26 protein-coding genes are annotated in these 26535 nt (G+C 60.5%); 16 read left to right on the top strand and 10 right to left on the bottom strand.

The window, feature by feature from the left end; translation table 11 throughout:
* The first annotated feature begins 256 nt into the window (after window positions 1-256).
* The 10 genes from Q1M07_RS09495 (at window position 257) to Q1M07_RS09540 (ending at window position 9454) form a co-directional block, all read left to right on the top strand.
* On the top strand, window positions 257-2719 hold the full coding sequence (locus tag Q1M07_RS09495; protein ID WP_300453326.1) for a heavy metal translocating P-type ATPase: 2463 nt from the start codon (window positions 257-259) through the stop codon (window positions 2717-2719).
* Complete coding sequence (gene ccoS / locus Q1M07_RS09500; RefSeq protein WP_300453328.1) at window positions 2719-2925, top strand: cbb3-type cytochrome oxidase assembly protein CcoS; 207 nt, start codon at window positions 2719-2721, stop codon at window positions 2923-2925. The genes Q1M07_RS09495 and ccoS overlap by 1 nt, the downstream gene beginning before the upstream one ends.
* A gap of 326 nt (window positions 2926-3251) precedes the next feature.
* Window positions 3252-4679 (top strand): cytochrome-c oxidase, cbb3-type subunit I, encoded by a 1428-nt coding sequence (ccoN, locus tag Q1M07_RS09505; protein WP_300453330.1) that lies wholly within the window; start codon window positions 3252-3254, stop codon window positions 4677-4679.
* 12 nt (window positions 4680-4691) lie between these two features.
* Window positions 4692-5306: a cytochrome-c oxidase, cbb3-type subunit II gene (ccoO, locus tag Q1M07_RS09510; RefSeq protein ID WP_300453333.1), complete on the top strand. Its 615-nt coding sequence runs from the start codon at window positions 4692-4694 to the stop codon at window positions 5304-5306.
* Between the two features lie 8 nt (window positions 5307-5314).
* Window positions 5315-5506 carry a cbb3-type cytochrome c oxidase subunit 3 gene (locus tag Q1M07_RS09515; RefSeq protein WP_300453335.1) on the top strand — a complete coding sequence of 64 codons (192 nt, stop codon included), beginning with the start codon at window positions 5315-5317 and terminating at the stop codon, window positions 5504-5506.
* Entirely contained in the window at window positions 5506-6402 is an 897-nt protein-coding gene (gene ccoP, locus Q1M07_RS09520; RefSeq protein ID WP_300453336.1) for a cytochrome-c oxidase, cbb3-type subunit III, read from the top strand. Before Q1M07_RS09515 ends, ccoP begins: the two co-directional genes overlap by 1 nt.
* A 199-nt stretch (window positions 6403-6601) precedes the next feature.
* Window positions 6602-8017: a cytochrome c oxidase accessory protein CcoG gene (ccoG, locus tag Q1M07_RS09525; RefSeq protein WP_300453337.1), complete on the top strand. Its 1416-nt coding sequence runs from the start codon at window positions 6602-6604 to the stop codon at window positions 8015-8017.
* Complete coding sequence (locus Q1M07_RS09530; RefSeq protein ID WP_300453339.1) at window positions 8014-8568, top strand: FixH family protein; 555 nt, start codon at window positions 8014-8016, stop codon at window positions 8566-8568. Before ccoG ends, Q1M07_RS09530 begins: the two co-directional genes overlap by 4 nt.
* Before the next feature lie 3 nt (window positions 8569-8571).
* Entirely contained in the window at window positions 8572-8712 is a 141-nt protein-coding gene (locus Q1M07_RS09535) for a DUF3149 domain-containing protein (RefSeq protein WP_300453341.1), read from the top strand.
* A gap of 64 nt (window positions 8713-8776) precedes the next feature.
* On the top strand, window positions 8777-9454 hold the full coding sequence (locus Q1M07_RS09540; protein ID WP_300453343.1) for a TonB family protein: 678 nt from the start codon (window positions 8777-8779) through the stop codon (window positions 9452-9454).
* On the opposite strand, the gene Q1M07_RS09545 is transcribed toward Q1M07_RS09540, so the two are convergent.
* On the bottom strand, window positions 9434-9991 hold the full coding sequence (locus Q1M07_RS09545) for an NUDIX hydrolase (protein ID WP_300453345.1): 558 nt from the start codon (window positions 9989-9991) through the stop codon (window positions 9434-9436). The two genes, Q1M07_RS09540 and Q1M07_RS09545, sit on opposite strands and share 21 nt — an antisense overlap.
* A gap of 189 nt (window positions 9992-10180) precedes the next feature.
* Here Q1M07_RS09545 and motA point away from each other — a divergent pair, with 189 nt between their 5' ends.
* Together motA and motB are read left to right on the top strand one after the other, a co-directional pair.
* Entirely contained in the window at window positions 10181-11038 is an 858-nt protein-coding gene (gene motA, locus Q1M07_RS09550; RefSeq protein ID WP_300453347.1) for a flagellar motor stator protein MotA, read from the top strand.
* 27 nt (window positions 11039-11065) lie between these two features.
* The gene (gene motB / locus Q1M07_RS09555; RefSeq protein ID WP_300453349.1) at window positions 11066-12031 is read left to right on the top strand and encodes a flagellar motor protein MotB; all 966 of its coding nucleotides are present in this window, start codon (window positions 11066-11068) and stop codon (window positions 12029-12031) included.
* A 118-nt stretch (window positions 12032-12149) separates the two neighbouring features.
* Here the strand turns inward: motB and Q1M07_RS09560 are convergent, their stop codons facing one another.
* The gene (locus Q1M07_RS09560; RefSeq protein WP_300453351.1) at window positions 12150-12758 is read right to left on the bottom strand and encodes a glutathione S-transferase; all 609 of its coding nucleotides are present in this window, start codon (window positions 12756-12758) and stop codon (window positions 12150-12152) included.
* Window positions 12759-12882: 124 nt separating this feature from the next.
* Between Q1M07_RS09560 and purB the strand changes: the two genes are divergently transcribed.
* The 4 genes from purB (at window position 12883) to Q1M07_RS09580 (ending at window position 15515) form a co-directional block, all read left to right on the top strand.
* A complete protein-coding gene (purB, locus tag Q1M07_RS09565; protein WP_300453353.1) occupies window positions 12883-14250 on the top strand; it encodes an adenylosuccinate lyase in 1368 nt (455 codons plus the stop codon).
* On the top strand, window positions 14250-14582 hold the full coding sequence (locus Q1M07_RS09570) for a hypothetical protein (protein WP_300453355.1): 333 nt from the start codon (window positions 14250-14252) through the stop codon (window positions 14580-14582). The genes purB and Q1M07_RS09570 overlap by 1 nt, the downstream gene beginning before the upstream one ends.
* A gap of 11 nt (window positions 14583-14593) precedes the next feature.
* Entirely contained in the window at window positions 14594-14914 is a 321-nt protein-coding gene (locus tag Q1M07_RS09575) for a DUF2322 family protein (RefSeq protein WP_300453357.1), read from the top strand.
* Window positions 14915-15059: 145 nt separating this feature from the next.
* Window positions 15060-15515 (top strand): cytochrome c, encoded by a 456-nt coding sequence (locus Q1M07_RS09580; RefSeq protein ID WP_300453359.1) that lies wholly within the window; start codon window positions 15060-15062, stop codon window positions 15513-15515.
* A gap of 68 nt (window positions 15516-15583) precedes the next feature.
* Here the strand turns inward: Q1M07_RS09580 and Q1M07_RS09585 are convergent, their stop codons facing one another.
* From Q1M07_RS09585 to Q1M07_RS09620, 8 genes are all read right to left on the bottom strand, one after another.
* Entirely contained in the window at window positions 15584-16285 is a 702-nt protein-coding gene (locus tag Q1M07_RS09585) for a cytochrome b/b6 domain-containing protein (RefSeq protein ID WP_300453361.1), read from the bottom strand.
* 128 nt (window positions 16286-16413) lie between these two features.
* Window positions 16414-17358 (bottom strand): protein translocase subunit SecF, encoded by a 945-nt coding sequence (gene secF / locus Q1M07_RS09590; protein ID WP_300453363.1) that lies wholly within the window; start codon window positions 17356-17358, stop codon window positions 16414-16416.
* A 12-nt stretch (window positions 17359-17370) separates the two neighbouring features.
* The gene (gene secD, locus Q1M07_RS09595; protein ID WP_300453364.1) at window positions 17371-19242 is read right to left on the bottom strand and encodes a protein translocase subunit SecD; all 1872 of its coding nucleotides are present in this window, start codon (window positions 19240-19242) and stop codon (window positions 17371-17373) included.
* A gap of 58 nt (window positions 19243-19300) precedes the next feature.
* Window positions 19301-19627: a preprotein translocase subunit YajC gene (gene yajC, locus Q1M07_RS09600; RefSeq protein ID WP_300453366.1), complete on the bottom strand. Its 327-nt coding sequence runs from the start codon at window positions 19625-19627 to the stop codon at window positions 19301-19303.
* A gap of 48 nt (window positions 19628-19675) precedes the next feature.
* The gene (tgt, locus tag Q1M07_RS09605) at window positions 19676-20791 is read right to left on the bottom strand and encodes a tRNA guanosine(34) transglycosylase Tgt (protein WP_300453443.1); all 1116 of its coding nucleotides are present in this window, start codon (window positions 20789-20791) and stop codon (window positions 19676-19678) included.
* A 208-nt stretch (window positions 20792-20999) separates the two neighbouring features.
* Window positions 21000-23729 (bottom strand): pyruvate, phosphate dikinase, encoded by a 2730-nt coding sequence (gene ppdK, locus Q1M07_RS09610; RefSeq protein ID WP_300453368.1) that lies wholly within the window; start codon window positions 23727-23729, stop codon window positions 21000-21002.
* A gap of 164 nt (window positions 23730-23893) precedes the next feature.
* Entirely contained in the window at window positions 23894-25516 is a 1623-nt protein-coding gene (locus Q1M07_RS09615; RefSeq protein ID WP_300453370.1) for an NAD(P)-binding protein, read from the bottom strand.
* Window positions 25516-26529, bottom strand: coding sequence for a thiamine pyrophosphate-dependent enzyme (locus Q1M07_RS09620; protein ID WP_300453371.1), 1014 nt, complete (start codon window positions 26527-26529; stop codon window positions 25516-25518). Before Q1M07_RS09620 ends, Q1M07_RS09615 begins: the two co-directional genes overlap by 1 nt.
* Window positions 26530-26535: the final 6 nt, after the last annotated feature.

The following is a 26535-nucleotide window of genomic DNA, read 5'->3' on the forward strand; positions in this document are numbered from 1 at the left end:
CTGGAGGCGACGGACAAAACATGCGATTATAACCGGCTTTACACGCCGCCGACGTGTATCGAGACGATGCCTCAGCGCTGCTCCGGGTGTTTCAGCACCACGGGCGGCCGGTATTTTTGTTGTCCCGCCAACGGTAACGGCGAAGCTGGACGCTCCCGACGATGAGAACCATGCCGCGTTTCGGTCATTCTGCCAAGCGCTTTTCCGCCAGTGGGCAAACGGCGTTCCCAGAGCCGCTTTGGCGGCTCGCCGATTCATGACGATTGGCAATTGTTACCATTGTGGTCAGGCCGTGCCAAGCGGCGTCGAACTTGCCGTCAACATCGACGGTGAGCAGCGCCTGGTGTGCTGCGGCGGTTGTCAGGCAGTCGCCCAGGCGATCGTGGCGAACGGGCTGGCGGACTACTATCGGCACCGTGACGCCTTGCCCGATGCGCCGCGTGAGGCGCTGCCGGCGATCGTCGACCGCCTGCAACTCTATGATCACGCCGATTTCCAGAAGAGTTTCGTGCGTCTCGTCGCGGACGGTAGCGGCGAGCGTGAGGCGGCGCTGATTCTCGAAGGAATTACCTGCTCGGCCTGCATCTGGCTTAATGAGCAGCATCTTTCTCAACTCGTCGGCGTCACCGCGGTCGATATCAACTACGCGACGCGGCGTGCCCGGGTGCGCTGGGACGAGCAGCGCATCAAGCTGTCAGCGATCCTGGCGGCGATCGCCGCGATCGGCTACCGCGCCTACCCCTACGATGCGGCAAGAAGCGAGGAACTGGCGCGCACGGAGCGACGCAAGGCGTTATGGCGGGTATTCGTCGCTGGTTTCGGCATGATGCAGGTCATGATGTACGCCGTTCCGGTGTATCTGGCCGGTGACGGTGAGATGACGCGGGAGGTCGAGCAACTGATGCGCTGGGCGAGCCTGGCGCTGACGCTGCCGGTTATCGGCTATTCAGCGGCGCCCTTTTTCGGCAATGCCTGGCGCGATCTTCGGCTGCACCGTGTGGGCATGGACGTCCCCGTTGCTCTGGGAATCGGTGCCGCCTTTGCCGCCAGCGTATGGGCGACGCTGACCGCCAGCGGGGAGGTCTATTTCGACTCCGTGACGATGTTCATCTTCTTCTTGCTCAGCGGGCGTTTTTTGGAAATGACCGCTCGTCAGCGCGCGGTCAGCGTTACCGAGTCCTTGGCCAAGCTGAGGCCGAACATGGCGACGCGCCTGCCGGGCTTTCCCGCGCGACGCGAGGGCGAGCAGGTCGTGGCGGCCGATTTGCAGCCGGGGGACATCGTTCTGGTGCGGCCCGGCGAGACGATTCCGGCCGACGGGCAGGTGCTCGAAGGCGAGAGCCGCGCCGACGAAGCGCTGCTGACCGGCGAAAGCGTACCAGTCCGCAAGCGTCCGGGGGACGCCGTGACCGGTGGTGCGCTCAACATCGAAAGCCCTTTGCTGGTCGAAGTCACGCAGGTCGGCGAGGCGACGCGTCTGTCGGCCATCGTTCGTCTGATGGAGCGCGCGGCGACCGAGAAGCCCCGGATCGTCGAGCTCGCCGACCGGATTGCCGGTCGTTTCATCGTCAGCTTGCTGGTCCTCGCGACCGTCGTGGCGATTGTCTGGTCGTACGTCGATCCGGCACAGGCGCTGTGGGTAACCGTTTCCGTTCTCGTCGTGACCTGTCCCTGCGCGCTGTCGCTCGCCACCCCGGTAGCGCTAACGGTCGCCACGGGTGCGATGGCGAGGAGCGGCTTGCTAGTGACACGCAGTCATGCCGTCGAGACGCTGGCGCGCGCCAATCATTTCGTCTTCGACAAGACCGGCACGCTGACCAGCGGCCGCATGCGATTGCTGTCCGTCCTGACGCTTGGCAAGCTCGACCGGGAGGCTAGCCTGGCGCTGGCGGCCGCTCTCGAGCAGGCGTCGGAGCATCCGATAGGCGCCGCGCTGCGGGAGGCAAGCCTGGGGCGTGACTTGCCGAAGCTCGATTCGCTGATCAACGAGCCCGGTTGCGGGATCAGCGCCATCCATGACGGTCGCCACCTTCGCCTTGGCCGGACGGATTACGTCGGTGCCTTGCACGACGAACCCCTGCCGGAGGCCGCACAGATCATGCTCGGACTGGGCGACACAGTGATCGCTCTGGGTGACGAGGCGGGGTGGATGGCGCTCTTTCGCTTGGGTGACGAATTGCGGCCGGAAGCGGCGGGCATGGTCGCGGCTTTACGGCAAGCTGGTCTGCGGGTGGCCTTGCTGACTGGCGACGCAGCGCCGGCTGCCCGCCGCGTAGCGCTGGCGCTGAGGATAGACGAGCTGCAGGCGGAGGCGTCGCCACAGGCCAAGCAGGACTACGTCCGCCGCTTGCAGGCAAACGGCGCCATCGTGGCGATGATCGGTGACGGCGTGAATGACGCGCCGGTGCTGGCACAGGCGCAGGTGTCGGTGGCCATGGGCAGCGGCTCACAGTTGGCGCGTACGCAGGCCGACCTGGTGCTGCTTTCCGAAAACCTCGATCACCTGCGCCGAGGTTTGCTCCTGGCTCGCCGGGCGCTGCGGATCCTCCGGCAGAATCTGATCTGGTCGTTCGTTTACAATCTGGTAGCACTGCCGCTCGCGATGACCGGCTTCATCACGCCATGGATGGCAGGCATAGGTATGTCTGCGAGTTCCCTGCTGGTGGTGGCGAATTCGCTACGCTTGCAGAAGATCGGTGGCCGCAGAATCGATTGCTGATGGAAACACTGTACCTGTTGATACCCATTTCGGTGCTCCTCGTCTTTCTGATCGGTATCGCGTTCTGGTGGTCCTTGCGTAGCGGTCAGTTCGACGACCTGGAAGGGCCAGCCTACCGCATCCTGATGGACGACGATCGACCGCCAACGGAATCGTCGACGGATCCGCCGGCCCAGTCGTTCGATACGCGGCGCGAAGCAGACTGAAGGCGGCCGCCGACAGCAATCGGAGCATCTCTTGACCTAGGTCAAGACCTGTCGCCGCTTGGGTCGGGATAATCCGCCCCATTGTCAGCGTCGTTGTTCCGCTTTTGGTCGCTGGGGTGGTAGAGGTCTTTCTCTGTTGGGGTTCGGGTGCGTTTCGACGCACCCCTTTTTTTGCCTGCCCGTAACCCTTGCCTTGCGGTCGGGTCGCTTGATCTGTGTCAAATTGGCTTCCTGAAGGGTAGAATAGCATCTCTAAAGTCAGTGCTCAGGATAAGGGCATTTGGGGCGGTGAAAGCCGGTTAATTGGTCGAGAAAGAGGTGAGTCCATGTCGGTAACTCAGTCAACATACAACTACAAAGTCGTGCGGCAGTTCGCCGTGATGACCGTCATCTGGGGAATTGTCGGAATGCTGGTCGGCGTCATCATCGCTGCCCAACTGGTCTGGCCCGAGCTGAATTTGGGTTGGCTGCATTTCGGTCGACTACGCCCACTTCATACCAATGCGGTGATTTTTGCCTTCGGTGGCAGCGCGCTCTTTGCGACCTCTTACTATGTTGTCCAGCGCACCTGTCACACACGGATCTTCTCGGACGGCCTGGCGGCTTTCACTTTCTGGGGTTGGCAGTTGATTATCGTTCTGGCCGCCGTGACGTTGCCGTTGGGTATCACGTCCGGCAAAGAGTATGCCGAACTCGAGTGGCCGATCGACATCCTGATCACTCTGGTCTGGGTTGCCTACGCCGTCGTTTTTTTCGGCACCATTGCCAAACGCAAGGTCAGCCATATCTACGTCGCCAACTGGTTTTACGGCGGCTTCATTCTGGCCGTGGCTCTGCTGCATGTCGTCAATAGTGCCGCCATCCCGGTTTCGCTGACCAAGTCTTACTCGGCCTACGCCGGGGTACAGGATGCGATGGTTCAGTGGTGGTATGGCCATAATGCGGTCGGCTTTTTCCTCACCGCCGGCTTTCTCGGCATGATGTACTACTTCGTCCCGAAGCAGGCCGGGCGGCCGGTGTATTCGTATCGCTTGTCGGTGGTTCACTTCTGGGCGCTGATCTTCACCTACATGTGGGCCGGTCCGCACCACCTGCACTACACCGCGCTGCCTGACTGGACCCAGTCCGTCGGCATGCTGTTCTCGCTGATTCTGCTCGCACCTTCATGGGGCGGCATGATCAACGGCGTAATGACTCTGTCGGGCGCTTGGCACAAGCTGCGTGACGATCCAATTCTCAAGTTCCTGATCACGTCGCTGTCGTTCTACGGCATGTCGACCTTCGAAGGCCCGATGATGGCCATCAAGACCGTCAACGCCTTGTCGCATTACACCGACTGGACGGTCGGTCACGTGCATTCGGGCGCCTTGGGTTGGGTGGCGATGGTTTCCATCGGCGCCATTTACTATCTCCTGCCGCGTCTGTTTGGCAAGCCCGAGATGTTCAGCGTCAAGTTGATCACCGTGCACTTCTGGGTTGCGACGATCGGCGTCGTGCTGTACATCGCCTCGATGTGGATTGCTGGCGTCATGCAGGGACTGATGTGGCGGGCGGTCAACATCGACGGCACACTGACCTACAGCTTCGTCGAATCGGTCAAGGCTTCGTATCCGTTCTGGGCGATCCGTTTTCTCGGGGGCCTTCTCTTCCTGGTCGGCATGTTGATCATGGCCTACAACATGGTCAAGACGATCGCCGGTGGCCGGACAGTCGATGATGCGCTCGTCCTGCAACCCGCCGCTCATCACGCCTGAGAGGGAATCGAAATGAAACTTACGCAAGATGCAATCGAACGCAATGTCGCGTTGATGGTGCTTCTGGTCCTTCTCGTCGTCAGCGTCGGTGGCCTGGTCGAAATCGTGCCGCTTTTTTTCCAGAAATCGACCACCGAGCCGGTGACCGGGCTCAAGCCCTATGACCCGGTCCGCTTGACGGGGCGTGACGTCTATATCCGCGAAGGCTGCTTCCTTTGCCACTCGCAGATGATTCGTCCCTTCCGCGCTGAAACCGAGCGCTACGGGCACTATTCGGTGGCCGGCGAGTTCGTCTACGATCATCCGTTCCAGTGGGGTTCGAAGCGTACGGGTCCCGATTTACACCGAGTCGGCGGCCGGTACTCCGATGAATGGCACCGCGCCCACCTGATCAACCCGCGTGACGTCGTTCCGGAATCCAATATGCCCGCGTTCGCTTTCCTTGAGAAGGCGCCGGCTGACGCAAACAGTATCGAGGGCAAGATGCGTGCCCTACGTGCGGTCGGTGTTCCCTATTCCGACGAGGAGATCGCCGGAGCCAGGAAGCAGCTCGAGGGCAAGAGCGAACTCGACGCCCTGGTGGCCTACCTGCAGGGTATGGGCCTCGAAATGAAGAACGTGAAGTAGGCGCGCGCATGGACATCAACGATCTGCGCTCGATCGTAACAGTCGTTTCACTGTTGACCTTCCTGGGTGTGGTTTGGTGGGCCTACGGTGTGAAAGGCAACAAGCAGCGCTTCGAAGAGGCGGCCCAGCTGCCGTTCTTGGATGAGGCCGCGGACCGGGCCGAACTCGGCCTGGATCGCAACGGACAAAGGAAAGCATGATGAACGACTTTGTGAATCAGTTCTGGAACTGGTACGTAATCCTTTTGGTGCTGCTCAGCATCGTTGCCTGTGGCGTGATGCTATGGTCGCAAAGTACTCCGCCACCTGCCGAGGTCGATACCACCGGGCACGTTTGGGACGAAACGCTCGAGGAATACAACAACCCGCTGCCGAAGTGGTGGATGTGGCTGTTCTATCTTACGGTCATCTTCTCGTTGGTTTACTGTGCCCTCTATCCGACGCTCGGCAGTTACCAGGGTGTCTTGGGCTGGTCTTCCAGCGGGCAACTTGCCAAGGAAGTCGCTAAGGCCGAGGAACAGACCAAACCGCTCTACGACAAGTACATGAAGATGGATTTGCCGGCGCTGGCCGCCGACAAGGAAGGAGTAGAGACCGGCAAGAGACTCTACCTGACCTACTGCATGCAATGTCACGGCGCCGATGGGCGCGGTTCGAAGGGCTTTCCGAATCTGGCCGACAACGACTGGCAGTGGGGTGGCGAGCCGGCGGCGATCGTCGAAACGATCAGCAATGGCCGGATGGGCGTCATGCCGCCGCACGCCCAGCTCGGTGCCGAAACGGTGAAAGATCTCGCCCACTACGTACGTTCGCTGTCGGGCCTGCCGGCGGATTCGGTGCGCGTCACCAAGGGGCAGGAGGCTTTCGGTACGGTGGGATGCTCTGGCTGCCACGGTCCGGACGGCAAAGGCATGCACGCCGTGGGAGCACCCAACCTGACTGACAAGATCTGGCTTTACGGTAGTTCGGAAGCAACGATTATCGAGACGATTACCAAAGGGCGTACGAACCAGATGCCAGCGTGGAAAGATTTTCTCGGTGAGGGCAAGGTGCATGTTTTGTCCGCCTACGTCCTTAGTCTGAGCGGCGGCAAGTAGGCGGGAGCGGGATCGACGGAGCGGCGGGGGACACCCCAAACCGCTCCGTTTTTTTTGTTCAGCGTACTTTCGGTATAGCCTCTAGGGTGGCAAGGCGGTGTGGCAATTGCTCCGTGGCTGATTCATATCAAGATCATAATCGCGCCAAGAGGTAGTATTAGAGTTTGGTGTAATTCTGAAATGGATCGGAGCTGAGATCATGGACCAAGCGGCCGGCAGCAAGGCCAAGACAATTCCCATCAAGGTCGACGGTTTGTACGAGAAGCACAAGACCGTCTACGCCCGCAGCGTCACAGGGGTCTTCAACAATTGGCGCTGGGCGATGGTTCTTCTTACCCAGGCCTTGTTTTACGGGTTGTGCTGGATCGACTGGGGTGGTCGGCAGGCAGTCCTCTTTCATCTCGTTGAACGTAAGTTCTACATTTTTGGCCTCGTTTTCTGGCCACAGGACGTAATTTACCTGGCCGTACTGCTCGTGATCTCCGCCTATGGCCTGTTTCTCGTCACGGCCGTCGGCGGCCGCCTGTTCTGCGGCTATGCCTGTCCGCAGACGGTTTACACCGAGATCCTGATGTGGATCGAACGTAAGATCGAGGGCGAACGCCCGGCGCGCATCAAGCTTGACGCACAACCGATGAACGCGCGAAAGTTTCGACTCAAGCTCCTTAAGCATTCACTCTGGCTGCTGATCGCCCTTTGGACGGGCATTACCTTTGTCGGGTATTTCACCCCGATCAAGGAACTCCTCGGCGAGTTCGCCGCTTTCAATCTGGGACCTTGGGAGGCTTTCTGGATTTTCTTCTACGCTGGCTTTCTCTACCTGATGGCCGGCTTCATGCGCGAACAGGTGTGCAAGTACATGTGTCCCTATGCCCGCTTTCAGGGGGTGATGTTCGACCCGGACACCCTGATCATCAGCTACGACCCGGAGCGAGGCGAGCCGCGCGGTTCACGCAGGAAAGGTGTCGGCGCGAAAGCCCAGCCTGTGGGTGATTGTGTCGATTGCAGCATCTGTGTTCAGGTCTGCCCGACGGGAATTGATATCCGTAACGGTCTGCAACTCGAGTGTATTGCCTGTGCGGCGTGTATCGACGCCTGCGATCAGGTGATGGATAAGGTCGGTTCGCCGCGTGGTCTGATTCGCTACTCGACCGAGAACGCGCTGGAGAAGCACTACACGTCACGCGAGATGTTTGCGCACCTGTTGCGCTTCAGGACACTTCTGTACACCAGCATTCTCCTGGCGATCATCCTGGCGACAGCCTGGAGTCTCGCGCATCGTGTGCCGCTCAAGGTCGATGTCCTGCGTGACCGTTCGACCCTATCGCGAGAGGCCGACGATGGAAGGATAGAGAACGTGTTCCGCCTGGTCATCTCGAACATCGACGATTCGACGCACCGCTATTCGATCGCGGTGAGCGGTATCGACGGCATAGACATCGTTGGCCAGCGTACGGTCGAGGTTTCCGCCGCCTCATCGACCACCGTCGCGCTTTCAGCACGTGTCGAACCGGGAACGGGCAAGAAAGGATCGAACCCGATCTTCTTCGACATCCGAGCGGATGATCGCGAGACCATCGCTGTGCGCGAAAAAGCGAGTTTTTTCCTGCCATGAGTGGCAAACCGAAGGCTGACGTCCAACCCTGGTACCGCGAACCTTGGCCGTGGTTGCTGATGCTCGGCCCATTGGTAGTGATCGTCGCCGGGGTGATCACCACCTATTTGGCGGTGGTCAGCAACGACGGGCTGGTGGAGGACGACTATTACAAGCAGGGACTGACGGTGAATCAGCGCACTGAACGCGATCGCCGTGCCGGCGAGTTGGGTGTGGCGGTCGAGTTCGTTCTGAGTGGCGATGGCCAACGAATCAGGGCCTTGCTACGCGCTCGAGAAGGAGTGGCTTTGCCGGACGCGCTTGCCTTGCGCATCACGCATCCGACGCGTTCGGGTCTTGACCAAAGCGTCATGCTGCAAGCGGAAGGCGCTGGCCTCTACACTGGTGCGTTGTCCCCCTTGCCTGATGGTCGCTGGCACATCAGTGTCGAGGACGACAAACGCCAATGGCGTCTGTTAGGGGATTGGGTCAGGCATGGACAGTCGGGACTGCAGTGGACGGCGTCAGCCAGGGTGAAGTCCGAGGTCGATTGGCGTACTAACGGGAGATAGGAGATGGCTTGGGATCTGTTGTTTTCGAGTGACTACGGGCTGTTCAGCCTGTTCGTGATCGTTTTCGTGATCGGCATGGCGTTCTGGTTTTCGTCGTTTTACAGCAAGAAAATGCGTGAGGACGAGGCGCAAGCCAGAAAGTAGGCTGGCCTTCCGCTGCCGGTGACCGGCACTTGATGGCGGTAGCAGGACGGCGGCACGAAGAGCCATGCTTGGTCAGCCGATGCGCCGCCTGTGGCTGGCGCTGGGCGTGTCCTTGCTGGCGCATGTCGCGCTCCTCGTGGGCTTGCCCACGGTATTGCCGTTGCGCTTTGCCGCAGCGGGGAGCGGTATCCAGGCGTCAATCAAGGTTCGCGATCGGGCGATTGCCGGCGAGACGCCGCAGCCGGTGCCGATTGGCGTCACACCGGCGCCTTCTCCCATGGCCGCGCGTGCCAAGGCGCCGGTGCACTCGCCAGGCGGCGGGAAATCGCTTCGCCAGCCAAAGCCTGCTGCCTCGGCGACAGCCGTTGCTGGGCAAGCACCGCTGTCTGCCGTCACTCCCGCGCTCGGTGGCCAGGCGGTAGCGCGTGCCGAGGTCAACCCCGACGATCTGCGCCAGTATCGCGTCGCCCTGGCGGTCGCCGCCCGCCGCTTCAAACGCTACCCGCCGCTGGCACGGGAGAATGGCTGGCAAGGTAGGGTCGAGGTTGAACTCAGCATGAGTGTTGGGGAGTATGTTCCTGCGCTGTCGGTGGCGCGTTCCAGTGGGCGGAGTGTACTCGATAGGCAAGCGCTGTCGATGATCGAACAGGCAAGCGCTTCTACGGTGCTTCCCGAAAGCATGCGAGGCAGAAGCTTTCGGCTGCTGTTGCCGATCGAGTTCTCACTTGATCCCGGCGACTAGACCACCCGGGGGCCAGAGTTCGTCTTCGTGAAAGGTGAAGCGCCCGGCCTTGCGGTCGGCGAAGTAGGCTTGCAGGCAGCGGGTGACGGTCTGGAAGGCCAGATTTTGCCACGGGATCGCTTCTTCCTCAAAAAGCGCCGTTTCCAGGGTTTCGAGACCGGCGGCGAAGTCTTTATGGCGCAGTCTGGCGCGGTAGAACAGGTGTACCTGGTTGATGTGCGGCACGCTGAGCATGGCGAAGGGCTGGCGGATCTCGACCTGAGCGCACGCTTCTTCAAGAGTCTCTCGCCGAGCGGCGGCGGCCGTCGACTCACCGTTCTCCATGAAACCGGCGGGCAGTGTCCACAGGCCATATCGTGGCTCGATCGACCGCCGGCAGAGCAGGATCTGATCGTGCCATTCGGCAATGCAGCCGACGACGAGCTTGGGGTTCAGGTAATGGATTGCGCCACACTTGCCGCACACGTGGCGAGGCAGGTTGTCTCCGTCGGGAATCAGCACGCTGAGCGCCGCGCCACAGTGACTGCAGAACTTCATTGGCGAAACTCCCTTGCACCTTGCTTGATCGTGTGCGGCTAGTTTATCCATGATTGCGCCGCGAAGAAACCAGCCCTTGTGTCGTCGCCCACTAGACGCCTGGTACGCTGCCTGAGTTGCCCAATCTCGCTACAATGTTGATCTTCGGCGAGTGCTTTTTTCAGCGCACGCAGTGACAAGGGGAAGTGGATGTTTCTGATCGTAGGCTACGTGGTTATTCTGGCGGCGGCCCTGGGGACTTACTCGGTGCACGGCAGCCTGGCGGCGCTTTGGGTGCCTCTCGAATACATCGCCATCGTTGGCCTGACGATTGGTGGCTTTGTCGCGTCGAACGATATCAAGGTCATCAAAACGACGGTGGGTGCGTTGCCGGGGATTTTCAAGGGATCGAAGTTTACCAAGGCGCTCTATGTCGATCTGTTGGCGATGCTTTTTGAGATTCTCGCCAAGGTGCGCAAGGAAGGGCTGATGTCGATCGAGAACGATGTCGAAAACCCGCACGATAGCCCGATATTCAGCAAGTACCCGTCGCTCGCGAGCGACCATCACGTGATGGAGTTCATCACCGACTACCTACGCATGATGGTTGGCGGCAATCTCAATGCGATCGAAATCGAGAACCTGATGGATATCGAAATCGAAACGCATCATCACGAAGTGGAAACGCCCGGCCATGTGGTTTCCAAAGTGGCGGATGCCGTTCCGGCTTTCGGTATCATCGTAGCGGTGATGGGCGTGGTCAACGTCATGGGGTCGGTCGGCGAACCGCCAGCGGTGCTCGGAAAGATGATTGGCGGGGCGCTCGTAGGTACTTTCCTCGGTATTCTGATTGCTTATGGCTTCGTCTCACCGGTGGCCAGTCTCCTGGAACAGAAGGCGCAGGATGGAGCCAAGATCTTTCAGGTGATCAAGGTGGTCTTGCTGGCCTCGATGTCGGGCTACGCGCCGCAGGTGGCGGTCGAGTTTGGGCGCAAGACACTCGTTTCCGGGCTTCGTCCGACATTCCGCGAACTTGAGGACGAACTCAAGGCGCGCAAGGGCAAGTGAAGCGTGTTGCTGCTTGAGCAGGAGTGAGTGATGGACGATGTACGGCCGATAGTCATCAAACGAATCAAGAAGGTCGCCGGCGCTCACCACGGTGGCGCGTGGAAGATCGCCTATGCTGATTTCGTGACCGCAATGATGGCCTTTTTTCTTCTCATGTGGTTGCTCGGTTCGACGTCCAGTGGTGATCTCAAAGGGATAGCGGATTTTTTTCAGAATCCGCTGAAGATCGCGTCGAGTGGAGGTTCCGGAACGGGCGACAGCTCAAGCGTACTGAAGGGCGGCGGCAAAGACTTGACGCGCCGTTCGGGCCAGGTCAAGAGTGGCGATATCGAGGCAAAGAGCAAGACGGTAAACCTCAAGGAAACCAATGCCGAGCAGATGCGCAAGGAGTTTGAGGAACGTGAGAAGGCGCTGCTCGGCGAACTCAAAGCGAGCATCGAGAAGCTCATCGAAAGCAATCCGGCGCTTCGGCAGTTCAAGAGTCAGCTCTTGATCGACATCACCAGCGAAGGTCTGCGAATTCAGATTGTCGACGAGCAGAACCGCCCGATGTTTGATACCAGTAGCGCCGAGCTGAAGCCACATGCGCGAGTGATCCTGCGCGAGATCGGCAAGGCGCTGAATGCGGTACCCAACAAATTGAGCCTCTCTGGCCACACCGATGCGGCACAGTACGGGGGAGGCGAGAAGGGCTTCTCGAACTGGGAGCTTTCGGCGAATCGTGCGAACGCTTCCCGGCGCGAGTTGATTGCGGGTGGCATGGACGAGCACAAGGTGTTGCGTGTCGTTGGCCTGGCTTCCACCGTGCTGTTCGACAAGAACGATCCCCTGAGTTCGATCAATCGACGAATCAGCATTATCGTGCTGAACAAGCGCGCAGAAGAGTCTCTGTTACAGGAGGACAACAAGTCCGATGCGGTGGACGTCGGTGGTCAAGACAAAGACGCTTCGGTGACCGACTCGCCGGCGATGGCGGGCCACAAGGGCGGGTGAATCAGGGTTCGCCGGGCGTTTCCGAGCGGTTTGCTCTATCGCCTCAGGCGTGTGGCCCCCTCCGCTCGCGTGGGAAATCGGGCACAGGGTGGTAGGCAGAACGGTGTGGAATTGGCGCTCAGGCCTGCGGGACGGTTTCCACGAAAGCAGAACGCCGCATCAGCTTGTCGTACAGGCGTGCGAGGTTGGAGTGCTTGTTCTGCCAGTCGATTTCGGGAAAGCGAAACCTCAGGTAGCCCAGTGCGCAACCAACGGTGACATCGGCGAGCGAGAAATGTGTCCCCATGCACCAGCCGTTTTCACCAAGCTCGTCGGACATGAACTCAAGGCTACGAATGATCTTGTCTTCCTGCCGAGCGATCCAGTCGGAGCTCTGCTGGATCGGCGGCCGCTTTTTCTCGAGAAAGACCAGGGCAGCCGCGTCGCATACGCCGTCCGCCAGAGCTTCCCAGCGTTTGATTTCGCTTCGCTCGCGATTCGGACCGGGCATCAACTTGTTGTTGGGGGCAACGTTGTCGAGGTACTCGACAATGACGCGTGAATCGAAAAGGACGGTGTTGTCGTCGAGAACGAGAATCGGGATCTTGCCCAGCGGATTGACGTTGGTCACCTCGGTTTCTGGTGCCCAGGGAGAGTCGACCTCGAAATCGTAGTCGATCTTCTTCTCGGCCAGTACGATACGCGCCTTGCGGACGTAGGGGCTGGTCAATGATCCAATAAGCTTCATGTGCTTCCTGACTGTGGAACCTGAAGGGAATTATAGCATTGCTGTCGCATCCAGTTTACGGGCGGACTGCTCACACGCGTAAAATACGAGCCTGCCCAGTTCTCGCTGCAAGGATGCCCCGGATATGTCCCCGTCTCCGCTGACCGCTCTCTCACCGCTGGACGGCCGCTATGCCGTCAGGCTGGATGCGCTACGCTCCGATCTGTCGGAATATGGACTGATCCGTCGCCGTCTGCAGGTCGAGATCGAATGGCTCAAGAGCTTGGCGGTGGAGCCGCATTTTACGGAGATTCCAGCCTTTTCTTCGGCTACGCTGGCCGACCTGGACGCTCTGCTGACTGGTTTCGATAGGCAGGCGGCGAGCGAGGTGAAAGCGATCGAGGCCGTGACCAATCACGACGTCAAGGCGCTGGAGTACTGGATCAAGCAGCGCTTGGCGGGCAACGCCGAAGTTGCGCGTGTTGCCGAGTTCATCCACTTCGCGTGTACTTCGGAGGATATCAACAACCTTGCACACGCTCTCATGCTGCGATCGGCGCGCGACGAAACGATGCTGCCGACACTCGATAGGCTCCTCGAGCGGCTACGCGATCTTGCGCATGAGTTCGCCGAACTGCCAATGATGTCGCGTACGCACGGGCAACCGGCAACGCCGACGACACTTGGCAAGGAGATGGCCAATGTCGCTTACCGGCTCGATCGGGCCCGCTCGACGATCGCCGGGGTTGCACTGCGCGGCAAGATGAATGGCGCGGTGGGCAACTACAACGCTCATTTGACAGCCTACCCGGGCTACGACTGGGAGGGACTGGCGAAGCGTTTCGTCGAATCGTTGGGGCTCGAATTCAATCCATACACGATTCAGATCGAGCCACACGACGCGCTGGCGGAATTGTTCGACGCCTTTGCGCGTGCCAACGGGATTCTGGTCGACCTGAACCGCGATCTCTGGGGCTACATCTCGCTCGGCTATTTCAAGCAGAAGATTAAGGCCGGCGAGATAGGTTCCTCGACGATGCCGCACAAGGTTAATCCGATAGACTTCGAGAATTCCGAGGGCAATCTGGGCCTGGCGAACGCGTTGTTGCGCCACCTCGCCGAGAAACTGCCGGTCTCGCGCTGGCAGCGCGACCTGACTGACTCGACCGTCTTGCGCAACATGGGCGTCGCTCTCGGCTACACCTTGCTGGCCTACGATTCCCTGTTGCGCGGCCTCGGCAAACTCGAGGCCGATTCCGAGCGTCTGCAGGCCGATCTCGAGGCCAACTGGGAACTTCTGGCCGAAGCTGTACAGACGGTGATGCGTCGCTACGGTGTGGCGAATCCCTATGAAAAACTCAAGGAACTCACCCGAGGCAAGCGGGTTTCTCGCCAGGACATGCAGCGTTTCGTGGTATCGCTGGAGATTCCCGAGGCCGCCAAGGCCGACCTGCTTGAGTTGACCCCATGGAGCTACACCGGCATGGCTGCCGCTCTAGCGAGGAGAATCTGATGCGTACTGAGGGTGGGTCGTTCGATGCCGCGCCACATTCGACCGTTCGGACGGCTGCCGAAACGATTATTTGCCCAAGTTGCGAGCGGCAAGTCGCGGCTGGCTCGCTGTACTGCCCCTACTGTTGTGGCGAGGACGGGCGGCGCGGCGCGACGAAGCGGGGCGCTTTCGTCGGTGGCGTCTTCGGGTTGCTGGCTGGCGGCCTGCTGACCGCCCTCTGGTCGTCGGTCGTCGGACCTGAAAAGGCGACTTGGGGAGTCGTTTTCGCGATCACTATTGGCGGTGGAGTCTTCGGGATGGTCGTCGGGGCGATCAGCAATCGTTGGCGATAAGGATAACGCAGGTGACACGGTTTTCCGACAATATCAAGAAACTTCCCGGAATTTCGCACCTCGCCGCGATTCGACTGCTCAATGCCGATGGTCAGGTGCTGGCAGCCATCGAGAACAAATCCGGTAGTCAGGGGTCGCTGGCGGTCTACAATCATCTGGCGCAGACTTTCGGAGCGATTACTCCCGAGGCGGCAAGAATGGGTCTGGAGATATTCGCCGAACAGGCCGAGGATGCTCGTGCCAACCCCGGAAAGCACCCCAACATCGATCGCCTGCTGACCTTGCTGGAGGAACGGAAGACTTTGCTTACCAAGCACGTCTTCGTCGTTTGATGTGGTAGCTTGGCGCTCGGTAGACTCTTCGGTGACCCCGGTCACTGACGGTTGTTGTGAAGTTCTATAGAATCCAGATTCGATGGGATATCCCGCCGCCGGTGTTTGTTGCCCATCTTGTCGTCAACCCTAATGGAGAGAAAAGATGAAAAAAGTCGTGGCTGCCCTGATGCTTACCAGTTTTGCCGGCACTGTTCTCGCGCAGCAGGCCTTGAAGCCGGAGGAAATGATCAAGTACCGCAAGGCGGGCTACAGCTTCATGGCTTGGAACATGGGCAAGATCAAGGCCAATCTCGAAGGGACGTACAACAAGGAACAGGTTATCGCGGCGGCCAATGTCGTTGCCGCAACGGCAAATTCGGGAATGGGTGCGCTCTTTGGTCCAGGGACCGACAAGGAGGTCGGTGGTCAGAAGACGCGCGTCAAGCCTGAATTCTTCAAGGAGCAGGACAAGGTCAAGGAACTAGCGATGGCTTACATCAAGGAAGCCAACGAATTGCAGAAGGCCGCCGCCAGCGGCGACGCCGCTGCCGTCAAGGTGCAGTTCGGGAAGACCGGTGAAAGCTGCAAGGCCTGTCACGACAAGTACCGCAACGACTGAATCCTGAGCCACACGGTAGCGCTGGCGCGGCGAAAGGCGGCAACTTAGGCGTAGGCGCTGCCTTTTTTCTACCAGGCCGGCGTAGTGCTCGGTGTGGCTACTGGCGACGACGGTGTCGGCAGCCAAGCGCCCGAGCCACCATAGACCGCCGCGACAGCGACCAGCAGGGCAACGATGAGGGCCAGCGGACCACCACCAGTCGCCGATCCGCCTTCGCCAGGATCGACCTCCTTCCAGCCCGTCAACATGGGCTTGACCAGATTGTCCTTCTTGACGCGGGCGTAGAACAGAATGGCGGAGACATGCAGTGCAACGAGGGCGATCAGCAGGTTTACGGAAAGCTTGTGCCAGCCCGTCAGGCGGTCGCTCAGATCCTTGCCGATCAGATCGTACAAGTAACCGCGGAAAGCGATGTCGTCGTTGCCGAAAAGGCCGCTAACGACCTGGAAAGCGAGTAGGCCCAATAGGCCGAAGACCGAGAACGCGCCAAGCGGGTTGTGGCCCAGGCCTCGCCATTCGCCGCGGAGATACGCAGCCACGGTCGCCGGTGTAGGGAAAAAGCTGGCAAAGCGTGCATAGGTCGAGCCGACGATCCCCCAGATCAGACGAAAGGCCAACAGGCCGAGAATCGCAAGGCCGCACTTGCCGTGCCATTCCATCGCGTTGCCACCGATCTTGCCGCTGATGAAAGAAGTCAGTACGAGCATGACCAGCAACCAGTGGAAGAGGCGGGTTGGCAGATCCCAAAGCCGAATCCGTTGCTTGTTCATGAGCTTCTCCATCCGAGTGTTCAAAGGTTTCCCGAACAGTCCTGCCGTTGTGCCCGCCTCGTACGTTCCTCGATCAGGTCGGTATCACGGGCACGAACGTGCTTGACCGACGAGGTCAGCGCAGGTTGTTAGACCACGGCGCCATCCTCGTTGGCCCCTTCGATCTGCTTCTTCGGCCTGACGAACTGCTCGCGCGAGACGCCAAGCCACATCACCAGCGGGCTCGCGACCAGCACCGACGAGTAGATTCCGAAACAGATGCCGATGGTCAGCGCCAGCGCGAAGTAGTACAACGTCTCGCCACCGAAGAGCAGCATCGAGAGGACCATCATCTGGGTCGAACCGTGCGTGATGATGGTACGCGAGATGGTGCTGGTAATGGCGTGGTCGAGGACCTGTGGCGTCGTCAGTCCGCGCACTTTCCGGAAGGTCTCTCGGACGCGGTCGAAAACGACGACCGACTCATTGACGGAATAGCCAAGCACGGCGAGCACCGCTGCCAAGACCGAAAGCGAAAATTCCCACTGGAAGAACGCGAAGAAGCCCAGGATGATGATCACGTCGTGCAGGTTGGCGATGATGGCCGAGACCGAAAAGCGCCACTCGAAGCGGAACGCCAGGTAGACAACGATGCCTATAACGACCAACAAGAGCGCCAGGGCACCATTTTCCGCCAGTTCCTTCCCTACCTGAGGGCCGACGAACTCGACCCGGCGCAGCGAAGCTCCCGATGCCTCGGCGTCGAGGGCCTGCAATACCGATTCGCCGATCTTGGTCGTGTTCTGATCCGCGCGCAGCGGTAGACGGATCAGCACGTCCTGACTGGAGCCGAAGTTTTGCACCGAGAAGTCGCTGTAGCCGGCCTTGCCGAGGCCTTCGCGGACTTTTTCCAGGTCTGCCGCCTGCGTGTAGCTGAGTTCAATCAACGTTCCACCGGTGAATTCGACCGAAAGATGTAGGCCGCGACTGACGAGGAAGAACACGGCGAGCAGGAAAGTGAGTAGCGACACGACATTGAACACCAAGGCGTGACGCATGAACGGGATGTCTTTGCGGATGCGGAAGAATTCCATCTGGATGCTCTCCTATTGCGCGGCGGCCGTGTTACCAGGTTTCCAGATCTGGCCGATGGCCAGCGACTCGATCTTGCGGCGGTTGCCGTAGATCAGGTTGATCATGGCGCGCGAGACGACCACCGCCGAGAAAAGTGAGGTCAGAATTCCGAGGCAGTGTACGACGGCGAAGCCGCGTACCGGGCCAGAGCCGAAAATGAGCAGGGCGATGCCGGCAATCAGGGTCGTGATGTTGGAATCGAGAATGGTGCCAAAAGCTCGCTCGTAACCCGTGTGGATCGCCAACTGCGGCGACGAACCGTTGCGCAACTCCTCGCGGATTCGCTCGTTGATCAGAACGTTGGCGTCGATGGCCATGCCGAGCGCGAGGGCGATGGCGGCGATACCGGGCAAGGTCAGCGTGGCCTGCAAAAGCGAGAGCAGGGCGACCAGGAAGAGCAGGTTGGCGGCCAGGGCGACCACCGATACGAGCCCGAACAGTAGATAGTAGGCGGTCATGAAGACGGCGATCGCCGCGAAACCCCACATCGTCGAGTGGAAGCCCTTCCGAATGTTTTCGGCTCCGAGGCTGGGGCCGATCGCCCGTTCCTCGATGATTTCCATCGGTGCGGCGAGCGACCCGGCACGCAGCAAAAGCGCCGTATCGTTGGCTTCCATGGTGCTCATCCGGCCGGAAATCTGTACTCGGCCGCCGCCGATCTCCGCCCTGATCACCGGCGCCGTGACCACCTCGCCCTTGCCTTTCTCGATCAGCACAATCGCCATACGTTTGCCGACGTTGTCGCGCGTGACATCCTTGAAGATACGTGCGCCGGCGGAGTCGAGAGTCAGGTGGACGGCCGGCTCCTGAGTCTGACTGTCGAAACCCGGTTGTGCGTCCGTCAGTCGGTCGCCGGTCAGCACGACTTGTTTCTTGACCAGCAGCGGAACGCCACCGCGTTCGACGTAGAGCTCGGCGCCAAAAGGAACTTGCCCGGCTTGCGCCGCCTCGAGCGCACCCGCCGTCTCGTCGACCATGCGGATTTCGAGGGTCGCCGTACGGCCGAGGATGTCCTTCGCCTTGCCGGGGTCCTGTACGCCCGGCAACTGTACGACGATGCGATCGGCGCCTTGCTGCGCAATGACCGGCTCGGCGACGCCGAGTTCGTTGATCCGGTTATTCAGCGTTCCCATGTTCTGTTTGACCGCGAATTCCTGGATGCGCTTGATCGCCTCCGGCTTCAGCGTCGCGACCAGCCTAAGGTCGTCGCCTTCTCCCTGCTCGGCGAGTGATAGATCGGACTGGTTGCTTTCCAAAACACTGCGCGCTTTGCTTCGAATGTCGTTGTCGCGGAAGCGAATGATCAGCCGGTCGCCCTCCCGGTTGATTCCCGAGTGACGAACATTCTTGTCGCGTAGCAGACTGCGCAGGTCACCGCTGATCGAATCGAGGCGCTTGGTCAGCGCGCCTTTCATGTCCACCTGGAGAAGGAAATGCACACCGCCACGCAGGTCGAGGCCGAGGTACATCGGCAGGGCATGCAAACTCGTCAGCCATTGCGGCGAACTGGAGAGCAGGTTCAGCGCGACGACATACTGGGGGTCAGCCGGGTCGGGATTGAACTGTCGCTCCAGAATATCCTTCGCTTGCAACTGGCTGTCCGAGTTGTGCAGGCGAACCTTGACGCCGGTAGCGTCGAGGAAGATGCCGTTGATCGCGACGCCGGCGCTCTGCAAGGTGATGGCGACACGCTCGCGGGTTTTTTCATCGACCTTGAGCGTGGCCTTGGCGCTGGAAACCTGGACGGCGGGCGATTCGCCGAAAAAATTCGGCAAGGTATACACCAGGCTGACTAGCAGCGCGACGGCGACGGTGACGTATTTCCAGAGCGGATAGCGATTCATGGAGGCAGACAGTCGGATGTGGACGGCGCTGCCTGAGGGCAGGCAGCCCGGCGGGTGATTAGAGCGCTTTCAGCGTGCCCTTTGGGAGTAGTAGCGTAACGGCCTGTTTCTGAACCTGGATTTCCACTGTGTCAGCGACCTCGAGGGTGATGAAATTGTCACTGACCTTGGTGATCCGGCCGGCGATTCCGCCACCGGTGACGATTTCGTCGCCTTTGGTGAGGGCCTCGATCAGAGCTTTGTGTTCCTTGGCCCGCTTCATTTGCGGTCGAATCATCAGGAAATAGAGAACGACGAACATCAGAATGATCGGCAACAGTTGCATGAAACCACCGGTCGGATCGGTGGCTGCAGCCGTTTGGGCGTGGGCGGTGCTGATCAGCACATCAGTCTCCTAAAGCAGGTTGTTTGAATGGAACCGATAATTGTACCACTAGCCTCCCGCCTGCTCGGCACGTGCGCTGTGGAAGGTGGCGACACTCCTGGCCAAGGTTCCGGTCGCGATCGCCGTGCGCAGCTCGCCCATCAGATCCTGGTAGTAGTGCAGGTTGTGCAGAGTAGCGAGCTGCGCACCGAGAATCTCGCCGACCCGATTGAGGTGATGCAGATAGGCACGCGAGAAATTGAGGCAGGTGTAACACTTGCAGGTTTCGTCGAGCGGACGCGGGTCGTTTTTGTGGCGCGCGTTGCGAATCCGGATGTCGCCATGACGGGTATAGAGGTGGCCATTGCGCGCGTTGCGCGTTGGCAGGACGCAGTCGAACATGTCGATGCCCTTGCTGACCGCGGCAACGAGATCTTCGGGCGTGCCGACTCCCATCAGATAGCGCGGCTTGTCGGGCGGCAGGCGAGGCGCTGTGTGCGCCAAGATGCGGGTCATTTCGGCCTTCGGTTCGCCGACTGACAGGCCGCCGATCGCAAAGCCGTCGAAACCGATGTCGATCAGGGAGGCTAGTGATTCCTCGCGCAGGTCTTCGTACATGCCACCCTGGACGATACCGAAGAGCGCGTTAGGGTTGCCGAGCTGGTCGTGCTTGTGACGCGAGCGCTGCGCCCAGCGCAGCGACAGACGCATCGACGCCGCGGCTGCCCCATGACTGGTGGGGTAGGGAGTGCATTCGTCGAGGATCATGACGACATCGGAATCGAGCACGTGCTGAATGTGCATCGACCCCTCGGGCGTCAGAAACAGGCGGTCACCATTGACCGGTGACTGGAAGCGGACTCCCTCCTCGCTGATTTTGCGCAGGGCACCGAGTGAAAACACTTGAAATCCGCCGGAGTCCGTGAGAATCGGCCCGTTCCAGCACATGAAGCGGTGCAGCCCACCGTGAGCGGCGATCACGTCGAGCCCTGGGCGCAGCCAGAGATGGAAAGTGTTGCCGAGACAGATCTGGGCCCCGGTTTCGGTCAGGTCGCGCGGAGTCATCGCTTTCACGGTTCCGTAGGTGCCGACCGGCATGAAGGTTGGCGTGTCGACGCTGCCGTGAGTGAAACGGAGGCGGCCGCGGCGAGCCGGGCCGTCGTGGGCCAAGAGTTCGAAATCCATATCTTCAGAGTAGAGAACGCCGGGGTAGGCGCCCACTCGAGGGTTCGTCGAGTGGTTTGTCCGTAGTCGTTTCTCGTCGAGCAAAAAAGAGCACCCCCGGCGAGCCGGGGGTGCATCACTGCGGCAAACGCCGGTCGCTTCCGATGCGGTCCTTCTCCCGACTACCGGAGTGGCCAGGAATGGTGCCAGGAAGCGTCCGACCGGCGCCTTACGGGTTGTTGATCGACGATTGAGCCGCGGCCAAGCGGGCGATCGGAACCCGGAACGGCGAGCAACTCACGTAGTCGAGACCGGTGCGGTGGAAGAAGTCGATCGACGTCGGATCGCCACCGTGTTCTCCACAGACCCCGAGCTTGATTCCCTCGCGTACCGAACGGCCTTTCTCGACCGCCATCTTGACCAACAAGCCGACACCTTTCTGGTCGATCGACTGGAAAGGGTCGCGCTCGTACATGCCGTCTTTCAGGTAACTCGGCAGGAATTTGCCTGAGTCGTCGCGCGAGAAGCCCATGGTCATTTGCGTCAGATCGTTCGTCCCGAAAGAGAAGAACTGCGCCTGTTGGCCGATGCTGTCGGCGATCAGCGCGGCACGCGGGGTCTCGATCATCGTTCCGAGAAGGTAGTCGAGCGTTTCGCCACGTTCATTGAAAACGGCTGTCGCTGTCTGGCGGATGACGCGCGCCTGAGCATTGAATTCGCGTACCGTGCCGACCAGCGGAATCATGATTTCGGCTTTCACGTCGTATCCCTTGGCCTTCATGTTGAGGCCGGCCTCGAGGATCGCCCGTGTCTGCATTTCGGTGATTTCCGGATAGCTGATGCCGAGGCGGCAGCCGCGATGACCCATCATCGGGTTGAACTCGTGCAAATCGTCGACCCGCATCTTGATTACACCGAGCGGAACGTTCATCTCGTGGGCCATGATCTTCTGGTTGGCCTCGTCGTGCGGAACGAATTCGTGCAGCGGTGGATCGAGCAAACGGATGGTGACCGGAAGCCCGCTCATCTCGCGGAACAAGCCTTCGAAGTCGGCACGCTGCATCGGCAGTAGCTTCGCCAGCGCCCGCCGTCGCCCGCTTTCGTCGTCGGCGAGGATCATTTCGCGCACCGCCTTGATGCGATCGCCCTCGAAGAACATGTGCTCGGTGCGGCACAGGCCGATGCCCTTGGCGCCGAAGACGCGTGCCGCCTTGGCGTCCTCGGGGGTGTCGGCATTGGCGCGCACCGCCAGCTTCTTGTAGCGATCGGCAAGTTCCATGAGCGCTCCGAAGTCGCCGGTGAGTTCGGCTTCTTTCGTCGCCACCTGCCCCAGGTACACTTCGCCGGTCGATCCGTCGAGCGAAAGCCAGTCGCCTTCTGCCCAGGTTTCACCACCGACCGACATCGTGCGTGCATGGTAATCCACATGCACTGCTCCGGCCCCGGATACGCAACACTTGCCCATGCCGCGTGCAACGACCGCCGCATGCGAGGTCATGCCGCCACGGGCGGTGAGAATTCCCTGGGCGACGCTCATGCCCCGCAAATCTTCGGGCGATGTTTCCTGGCGCACCAGGATGACTTTCTTTCCTTTTCTTACCCATTCTTCGGCTTCGTCGGCAAAGAAGACGATTTGGCCGGTCGCCGCACCCGGGGAGGCGGGCAGTCCGTGCGCGATCGAACGTGCCTTCTTGATCTCGGCCGGATCGAAAACCGGGTGCAAGAGCTCGTTCAGCCGCTCCGGGTCGACGCGACGCAAGGCTTCTTTTTCATCGATGATTCCCTGGCGCAGCATTTCCATCGCGATGCGCACCATCGCCGACCCGGTACGTTTGCCGTTGCGGGTCTGCAGCATCCAAAGGCGGCCTTCCTGGATAGTGAACTCGACGTCCTGCATGTCCGAATAGTGCTTTTCGAGCTTGGTTTCGGCCTGCAGAAGCTGTTGGTAGATGTCCGGCATGAGTTCTTCGAGGGAAGGGAACTTGGCGCGCCGTTCTTCCTCACTGACCAAGGCCAGCTTCGCCCAGCGGCGTGAACCCTCGAGGGTGACTTGCTGTGGAGTGCGGATGCCGGCGACGACGTCTTCGCCCTGGGCATTGACCAGAAACTCACCGTTGAACAGGTCTTCACCGGTTCCGGCGTCACGCGTGAAAGCCACGCCGGTACCACTATTCTCGCCGAGGTTGCCGAATACCATGGCCTGAACGTTGACGGCGGTACCCCAGGAATCCGGGATGTCGTTCAGTTCGCGGTAGACTTTGGCACGGTCGTTGTTCCAACTCTGGAAGACCGCCATCACCGCGCCCCACAGTTGCTCCCACGGGTCAGTCGGAAAATCGCGGCCGACGCGGGCACGAATGAGCCCCTTGAAGCGCAACACGAGTTCTTTCAGGTCATCGGTGTCGAGGTCGGTGTCGAGTTCGACGCCTTTTTTCTCTTTGAGCATGTCGATGACCACTTCGAATGGATCGTGGTCTTCTTTCGATACGGGCTTCAGCCCCATGACGACGTCGCCGTACATCTGCACGAAGCGGCGATAGGAGTCCCACGCGAAGCGTTCGTTGTTGGCCTTGCGAGCGAGACCGACTACCGCTTCGTCGTTGAGACCGAGATTCAAAATGGTATCCATCATGCCCGGCATCGACGCGCGCGAACCCGAGCGCACGGACAGCAGCAGCGGATCCGACGCATCACCGAACTTCTTCCCCATTTCCTGTTCGATGAAGGCTACGCCCTGCCGAACTTCGGCCTCGATGACCTTGAACACCGCGTCCTTGCCCTGTTCAGTATAGATGGTGCAGGCTTCGGTGCTGATCGTGAAGCCAGGCGGCACGGCGATTCCCAGGCGGCACATTTCGGCCAGGTTGGCGCCCTTGCCTCCGAGAGTGTTCTTCATCTTGGCGTCGCCATCGGTTCGGGCGGCACCAAATACATAGACGTTTTTCGTTTCAGTTGGCATAAATACCTCGCGGGTTGGGGAAGAGAGGAAAGACACTCCGAGCGCAACGCTCGAAGTGTCGCTACAGTGGGCGACCCGGATGTCCGCACCGGGCCGGGGTTGTTGTTGCGCGCTTACGGTGACGGAAAACCGAGCGGTGCAGCCGTCACGGACGAGGCCTCAGCTCAGATCTCTTCGGCCTCCATCTTGATCGCGCCGCACGGGCATTCGGCGACGCACACGCCGCAGCCCTTGCAATAATCGTAGTTGAACTCGAACCGCTTGCCGGGACCGAGCTTGATCACTGCATTGTCGGGGCAGACGCCGTAGCAGTTGTCGCATTCGAAGCAGTTGCCACAGGAGAGGCAGCGGCGGGCTTCGAAGAGGGCGTTGCTCTCGTCGAGTCCACCTTGCACTTCGTCAAAAGTCGATTGGCGGCGAATAATGTCGAGCATCGGCCGGACGGTTTTCGGCGCGTCCGCGTAATACCAGGTGTTGAGGTTTTCGAACACCGCCACCTCGCGCTGAACCGGCGGCACGTACTGCTCACCGCGCAGCCAGGCGTCGATGTGCCGTGCTGCCTGTTTGCCGTGGCCAATGCCGACGGTGACATTGCGCTCGGCGGGGACCATGTCGCCGCCAGCGAAAATGCCGGGGTGGCCGGTCATCATGTTGGGCGCGACCTCGACGACGCCATCCGTCACTTGCAGTCCCGGAACGCCCTCCAGTAATCCGAGATCGACATCCTGGCCGAGCGCGAGGACCAACGAATCGGCTTCGATGGTCTCGAATTCGCCGGTCGGTTGGGGAAAGCCTTTGTCGTCCAGTGCCATCTTCTCGATGGTCAGCGAGGATTCATGGGCTTGTTTGATGGTCGACAGCCACTTCACCATGATGCCTTCCTGGAGTGCCTCCTCGACTTCGAAGTCGTGCGCCGGCATCTTTTCACGCGTCCGGCGGTAGACAATCAAAGGCTCGGCGCCCATGCGTTTGGCGGTACGCGCGACGTCGATGGCGGTGTTGCCACCGCCGTAAACAACGACACGACGTCCGAGCAGCGGCTTCTCTTCGCCTTCCATGCTGCGTAGCAGCGAGATGGCGTCGATGATCTTCGCCGCGTCGCCAGCGGGAATACGGGCTCGTTTGCCGATATGCGCGCCTACGGCCAGAAAGGCCGCGTCGAACTTGCCGTCGCGCATCGTGTCGAGGATATTGTCGACCTTGCTGTTCAGCCGCACCTCAACGCCGAGGTCCACGACACGCTGCATTTCCGCCTCGAGGACGTCGCGCGGCAGGCGGTACTTGGGAATGCCGAAGCGCATCATCCCGCCGAGCAAGGGGCCGGCTTCGTAGACCGTGACACTGTGGCCGAGCCGTCGCAGGTGATAGGCGGCCGACATGCCGGACGGACCGGCGCCGACGACCAGGATCCGCTTGCCCGATTCGGCGGCCGGTGCGCTGAGTTTCCAGCCGCGCTTAAGGGCCTCGTCGCCGAGGAAGCGCTCGACCGAATTGATGCCGACCGGCGCATCCAGTTGCCCGCGGTTGCAGGCACCTTCGCAAGTGTGATAACACACGCGTCCCATGATCGCCGGGAAGGGGTTGTCTTTCGTCAGGTGCCGCCAAGCACTCTCGTAGTCGCCCGACTCGGCGTGGAAGAGCCAGCCCTGAATGTCCTCGCCGGCCGGGCACTGTTTGTTGCAGGGCGGCAGCCGGTCAACATACACCGGGCGCGAGGTACGCCACGAACCCGTGTGATTGGCCAGCGACGAGCCGGGATCTAGAGTAATGGCAAAGGGTTTGTCCATCAGTTTGCCTCCTGGTCGAGCAGTCCGTATTTGCGAATGTTCTTGTCTGCGGCCGCCTGCAGGCGAGCGATCGTTTCCACTGCCGGCTTTTTGCCGAACAGGTGCGCGTAGCGCTTCTGCAGTCGCAGGTACTCCTCGACTGGTTGTGGCCGGCGGATCTTCAACACGCCGGTCACCTCGCCACGTTCGGCTTCGAAAACCGGGAATATGCCGGTTTCCTTGGCCAGGCGCGCGAGTTTGATGGTGTCCTGCGAGGCCGCGCCCCAGCCGAGCGGGCAAGGCACCAGGATATGGATGTAGCGCGCGCCGCGCATTCCCATGGCCTTGGTCACCTTGTATTCCAGGTCGCGCAGGTCGGCGACGGTGGCCGTCGCCACGTACGGGATCTCGTGCGCCATGGCAATCGCCGGGACGAACTTGCCCTGCCCGAAGGCATTGCCGGGCTCGGGTCCAACCGGCATCGTGGTCGCCGTGCGGGCCGCAGGTGGCGTGGCCGAACTGCGCTGGACGCCGGTGTTCATGTAGCCGCCGTTGTCGTAGCAGATATACAAAACGTCGTCATTGCGTTCGAACATCCCGGACAGGCAGCCGAAACCGATGTCGGTCGTGCCGCCGTCGCCTCCCTGGGCGACAACGCGCACATCGCCCATCTGGCCCTTTTGTCTTTTCACCTTGATCGCGGCGGCGATGCCCGTGGCAACGGCTGCGGTGTTGCCGAACAGCGAGTGGATCCACGGGATCTGCCACGAGGTTTCGGGATAGGGAGTGGAGAAAACCTCCAGGCAGCCGGTGGCGTTGGCGGCGATCAGGCGGCCGCGCGCGGCATTCATCGCCGCGTCGATCGCGTAGCGCGCGCCGAGAGCCTCGCCACAGCCTTGGCAGGCGCGGTGCCCCGAGTTGAGGGAGTTGGTACGTTCCATGTTGGCCTGGACACTGCGTTCTTCCTGCGCCAACAGGCGGTTGCCGACGGTAAACGTACCGGTCTGATAGAAATGGACGGGTTGGAAGCTCATTTTCGG

The sequence above is a fragment of the Accumulibacter sp. genome (assembly GCF_029255285.1).
Taxonomy (GTDB): domain Bacteria; phylum Pseudomonadota; class Gammaproteobacteria; order Burkholderiales; family Rhodocyclaceae; genus Accumulibacter.

What these genes read in the sequence shown, in the direction of transcription:
- Q1M07_RS09540 (WP_300453343.1), top strand. Translation starts at nt 8,777, where the DNA reads ATGCTTGGTCAGCCGATGCGCCGCCTGTGGCTGGCGCTGGGCGTGTCC.
- Q1M07_RS09620 (WP_300453371.1), bottom strand. Translation starts at nt 26,529, where the DNA reads ATGAGCTTCCAACCCGTCCATTTCTATCAGACCGGTACGTTTACCGTC.
- ccoN (WP_300453330.1), top strand. Translation starts at nt 3,252, where the DNA reads ATGTCGGTAACTCAGTCAACATACAACTACAAAGTCGTGCGGCAGTTC.
- ccoG (WP_300453337.1), top strand. Translation starts at nt 6,602, where the DNA reads ATGGACCAAGCGGCCGGCAGCAAGGCCAAGACAATTCCCATCAAGGTC.
- ccoP (WP_300453336.1), top strand. Translation starts at nt 5,506, where the DNA reads ATGAACGACTTTGTGAATCAGTTCTGGAACTGGTACGTAATCCTTTTG.
- secD (WP_300453364.1), bottom strand. Translation starts at nt 19,242, where the DNA reads ATGAATCGCTATCCGCTCTGGAAATACGTCACCGTCGCCGTCGCGCTG.
- Q1M07_RS09615 (WP_300453370.1), bottom strand. Translation starts at nt 25,516, where the DNA reads ATGGACAAACCCTTTGCCATTACTCTAGATCCCGGCTCGTCGCTGGCC.
- ccoS (WP_300453328.1), top strand. Translation starts at nt 2,719, where the DNA reads ATGGAAACACTGTACCTGTTGATACCCATTTCGGTGCTCCTCGTCTTT.
- secF (WP_300453363.1), bottom strand. Translation starts at nt 17,358, where the DNA reads ATGGAATTCTTCCGCATCCGCAAAGACATCCCGTTCATGCGTCACGCC.
- ccoO (WP_300453333.1), top strand. Translation starts at nt 4,692, where the DNA reads ATGAAACTTACGCAAGATGCAATCGAACGCAATGTCGCGTTGATGGTG.
- tgt (WP_300453443.1), bottom strand. Translation starts at nt 20,791, where the DNA reads ATGGATTTCGAACTCTTGGCCCACGACGGCCCGGCTCGCCGCGGCCGC.
- motA (WP_300453347.1), top strand. Translation starts at nt 10,181, where the DNA reads ATGTTTCTGATCGTAGGCTACGTGGTTATTCTGGCGGCGGCCCTGGGG.
- Q1M07_RS09545 (WP_300453345.1), bottom strand. Translation starts at nt 9,991, where the DNA reads ATGAAGTTCTGCAGTCACTGTGGCGCGGCGCTCAGCGTGCTGATTCCC.
- Q1M07_RS09585 (WP_300453361.1), bottom strand. Translation starts at nt 16,285, where the DNA reads ATGAACAAGCAACGGATTCGGCTTTGGGATCTGCCAACCCGCCTCTTC.
- ppdK (WP_300453368.1), bottom strand. Translation starts at nt 23,729, where the DNA reads ATGCCAACTGAAACGAAAAACGTCTATGTATTTGGTGCCGCCCGAACC.
- Q1M07_RS09570 (WP_300453355.1), top strand. Translation starts at nt 14,250, where the DNA reads ATGCGTACTGAGGGTGGGTCGTTCGATGCCGCGCCACATTCGACCGTT.
- purB (WP_300453353.1), top strand. Translation starts at nt 12,883, where the DNA reads ATGTCCCCGTCTCCGCTGACCGCTCTCTCACCGCTGGACGGCCGCTAT.
- Q1M07_RS09535 (WP_300453341.1), top strand. Translation starts at nt 8,572, where the DNA reads ATGGCTTGGGATCTGTTGTTTTCGAGTGACTACGGGCTGTTCAGCCTG.
- Q1M07_RS09560 (WP_300453351.1), bottom strand. Translation starts at nt 12,758, where the DNA reads ATGAAGCTTATTGGATCATTGACCAGCCCCTACGTCCGCAAGGCGCGT.
- Q1M07_RS09530 (WP_300453339.1), top strand. Translation starts at nt 8,014, where the DNA reads ATGAGTGGCAAACCGAAGGCTGACGTCCAACCCTGGTACCGCGAACCT.
- Q1M07_RS09495 (WP_300453326.1), top strand. Translation starts at nt 257, where the DNA reads ATGACGATTGGCAATTGTTACCATTGTGGTCAGGCCGTGCCAAGCGGC.
- Q1M07_RS09515 (WP_300453335.1), top strand. Translation starts at nt 5,315, where the DNA reads ATGGACATCAACGATCTGCGCTCGATCGTAACAGTCGTTTCACTGTTG.
- Q1M07_RS09580 (WP_300453359.1), top strand. Translation starts at nt 15,060, where the DNA reads ATGAAAAAAGTCGTGGCTGCCCTGATGCTTACCAGTTTTGCCGGCACT.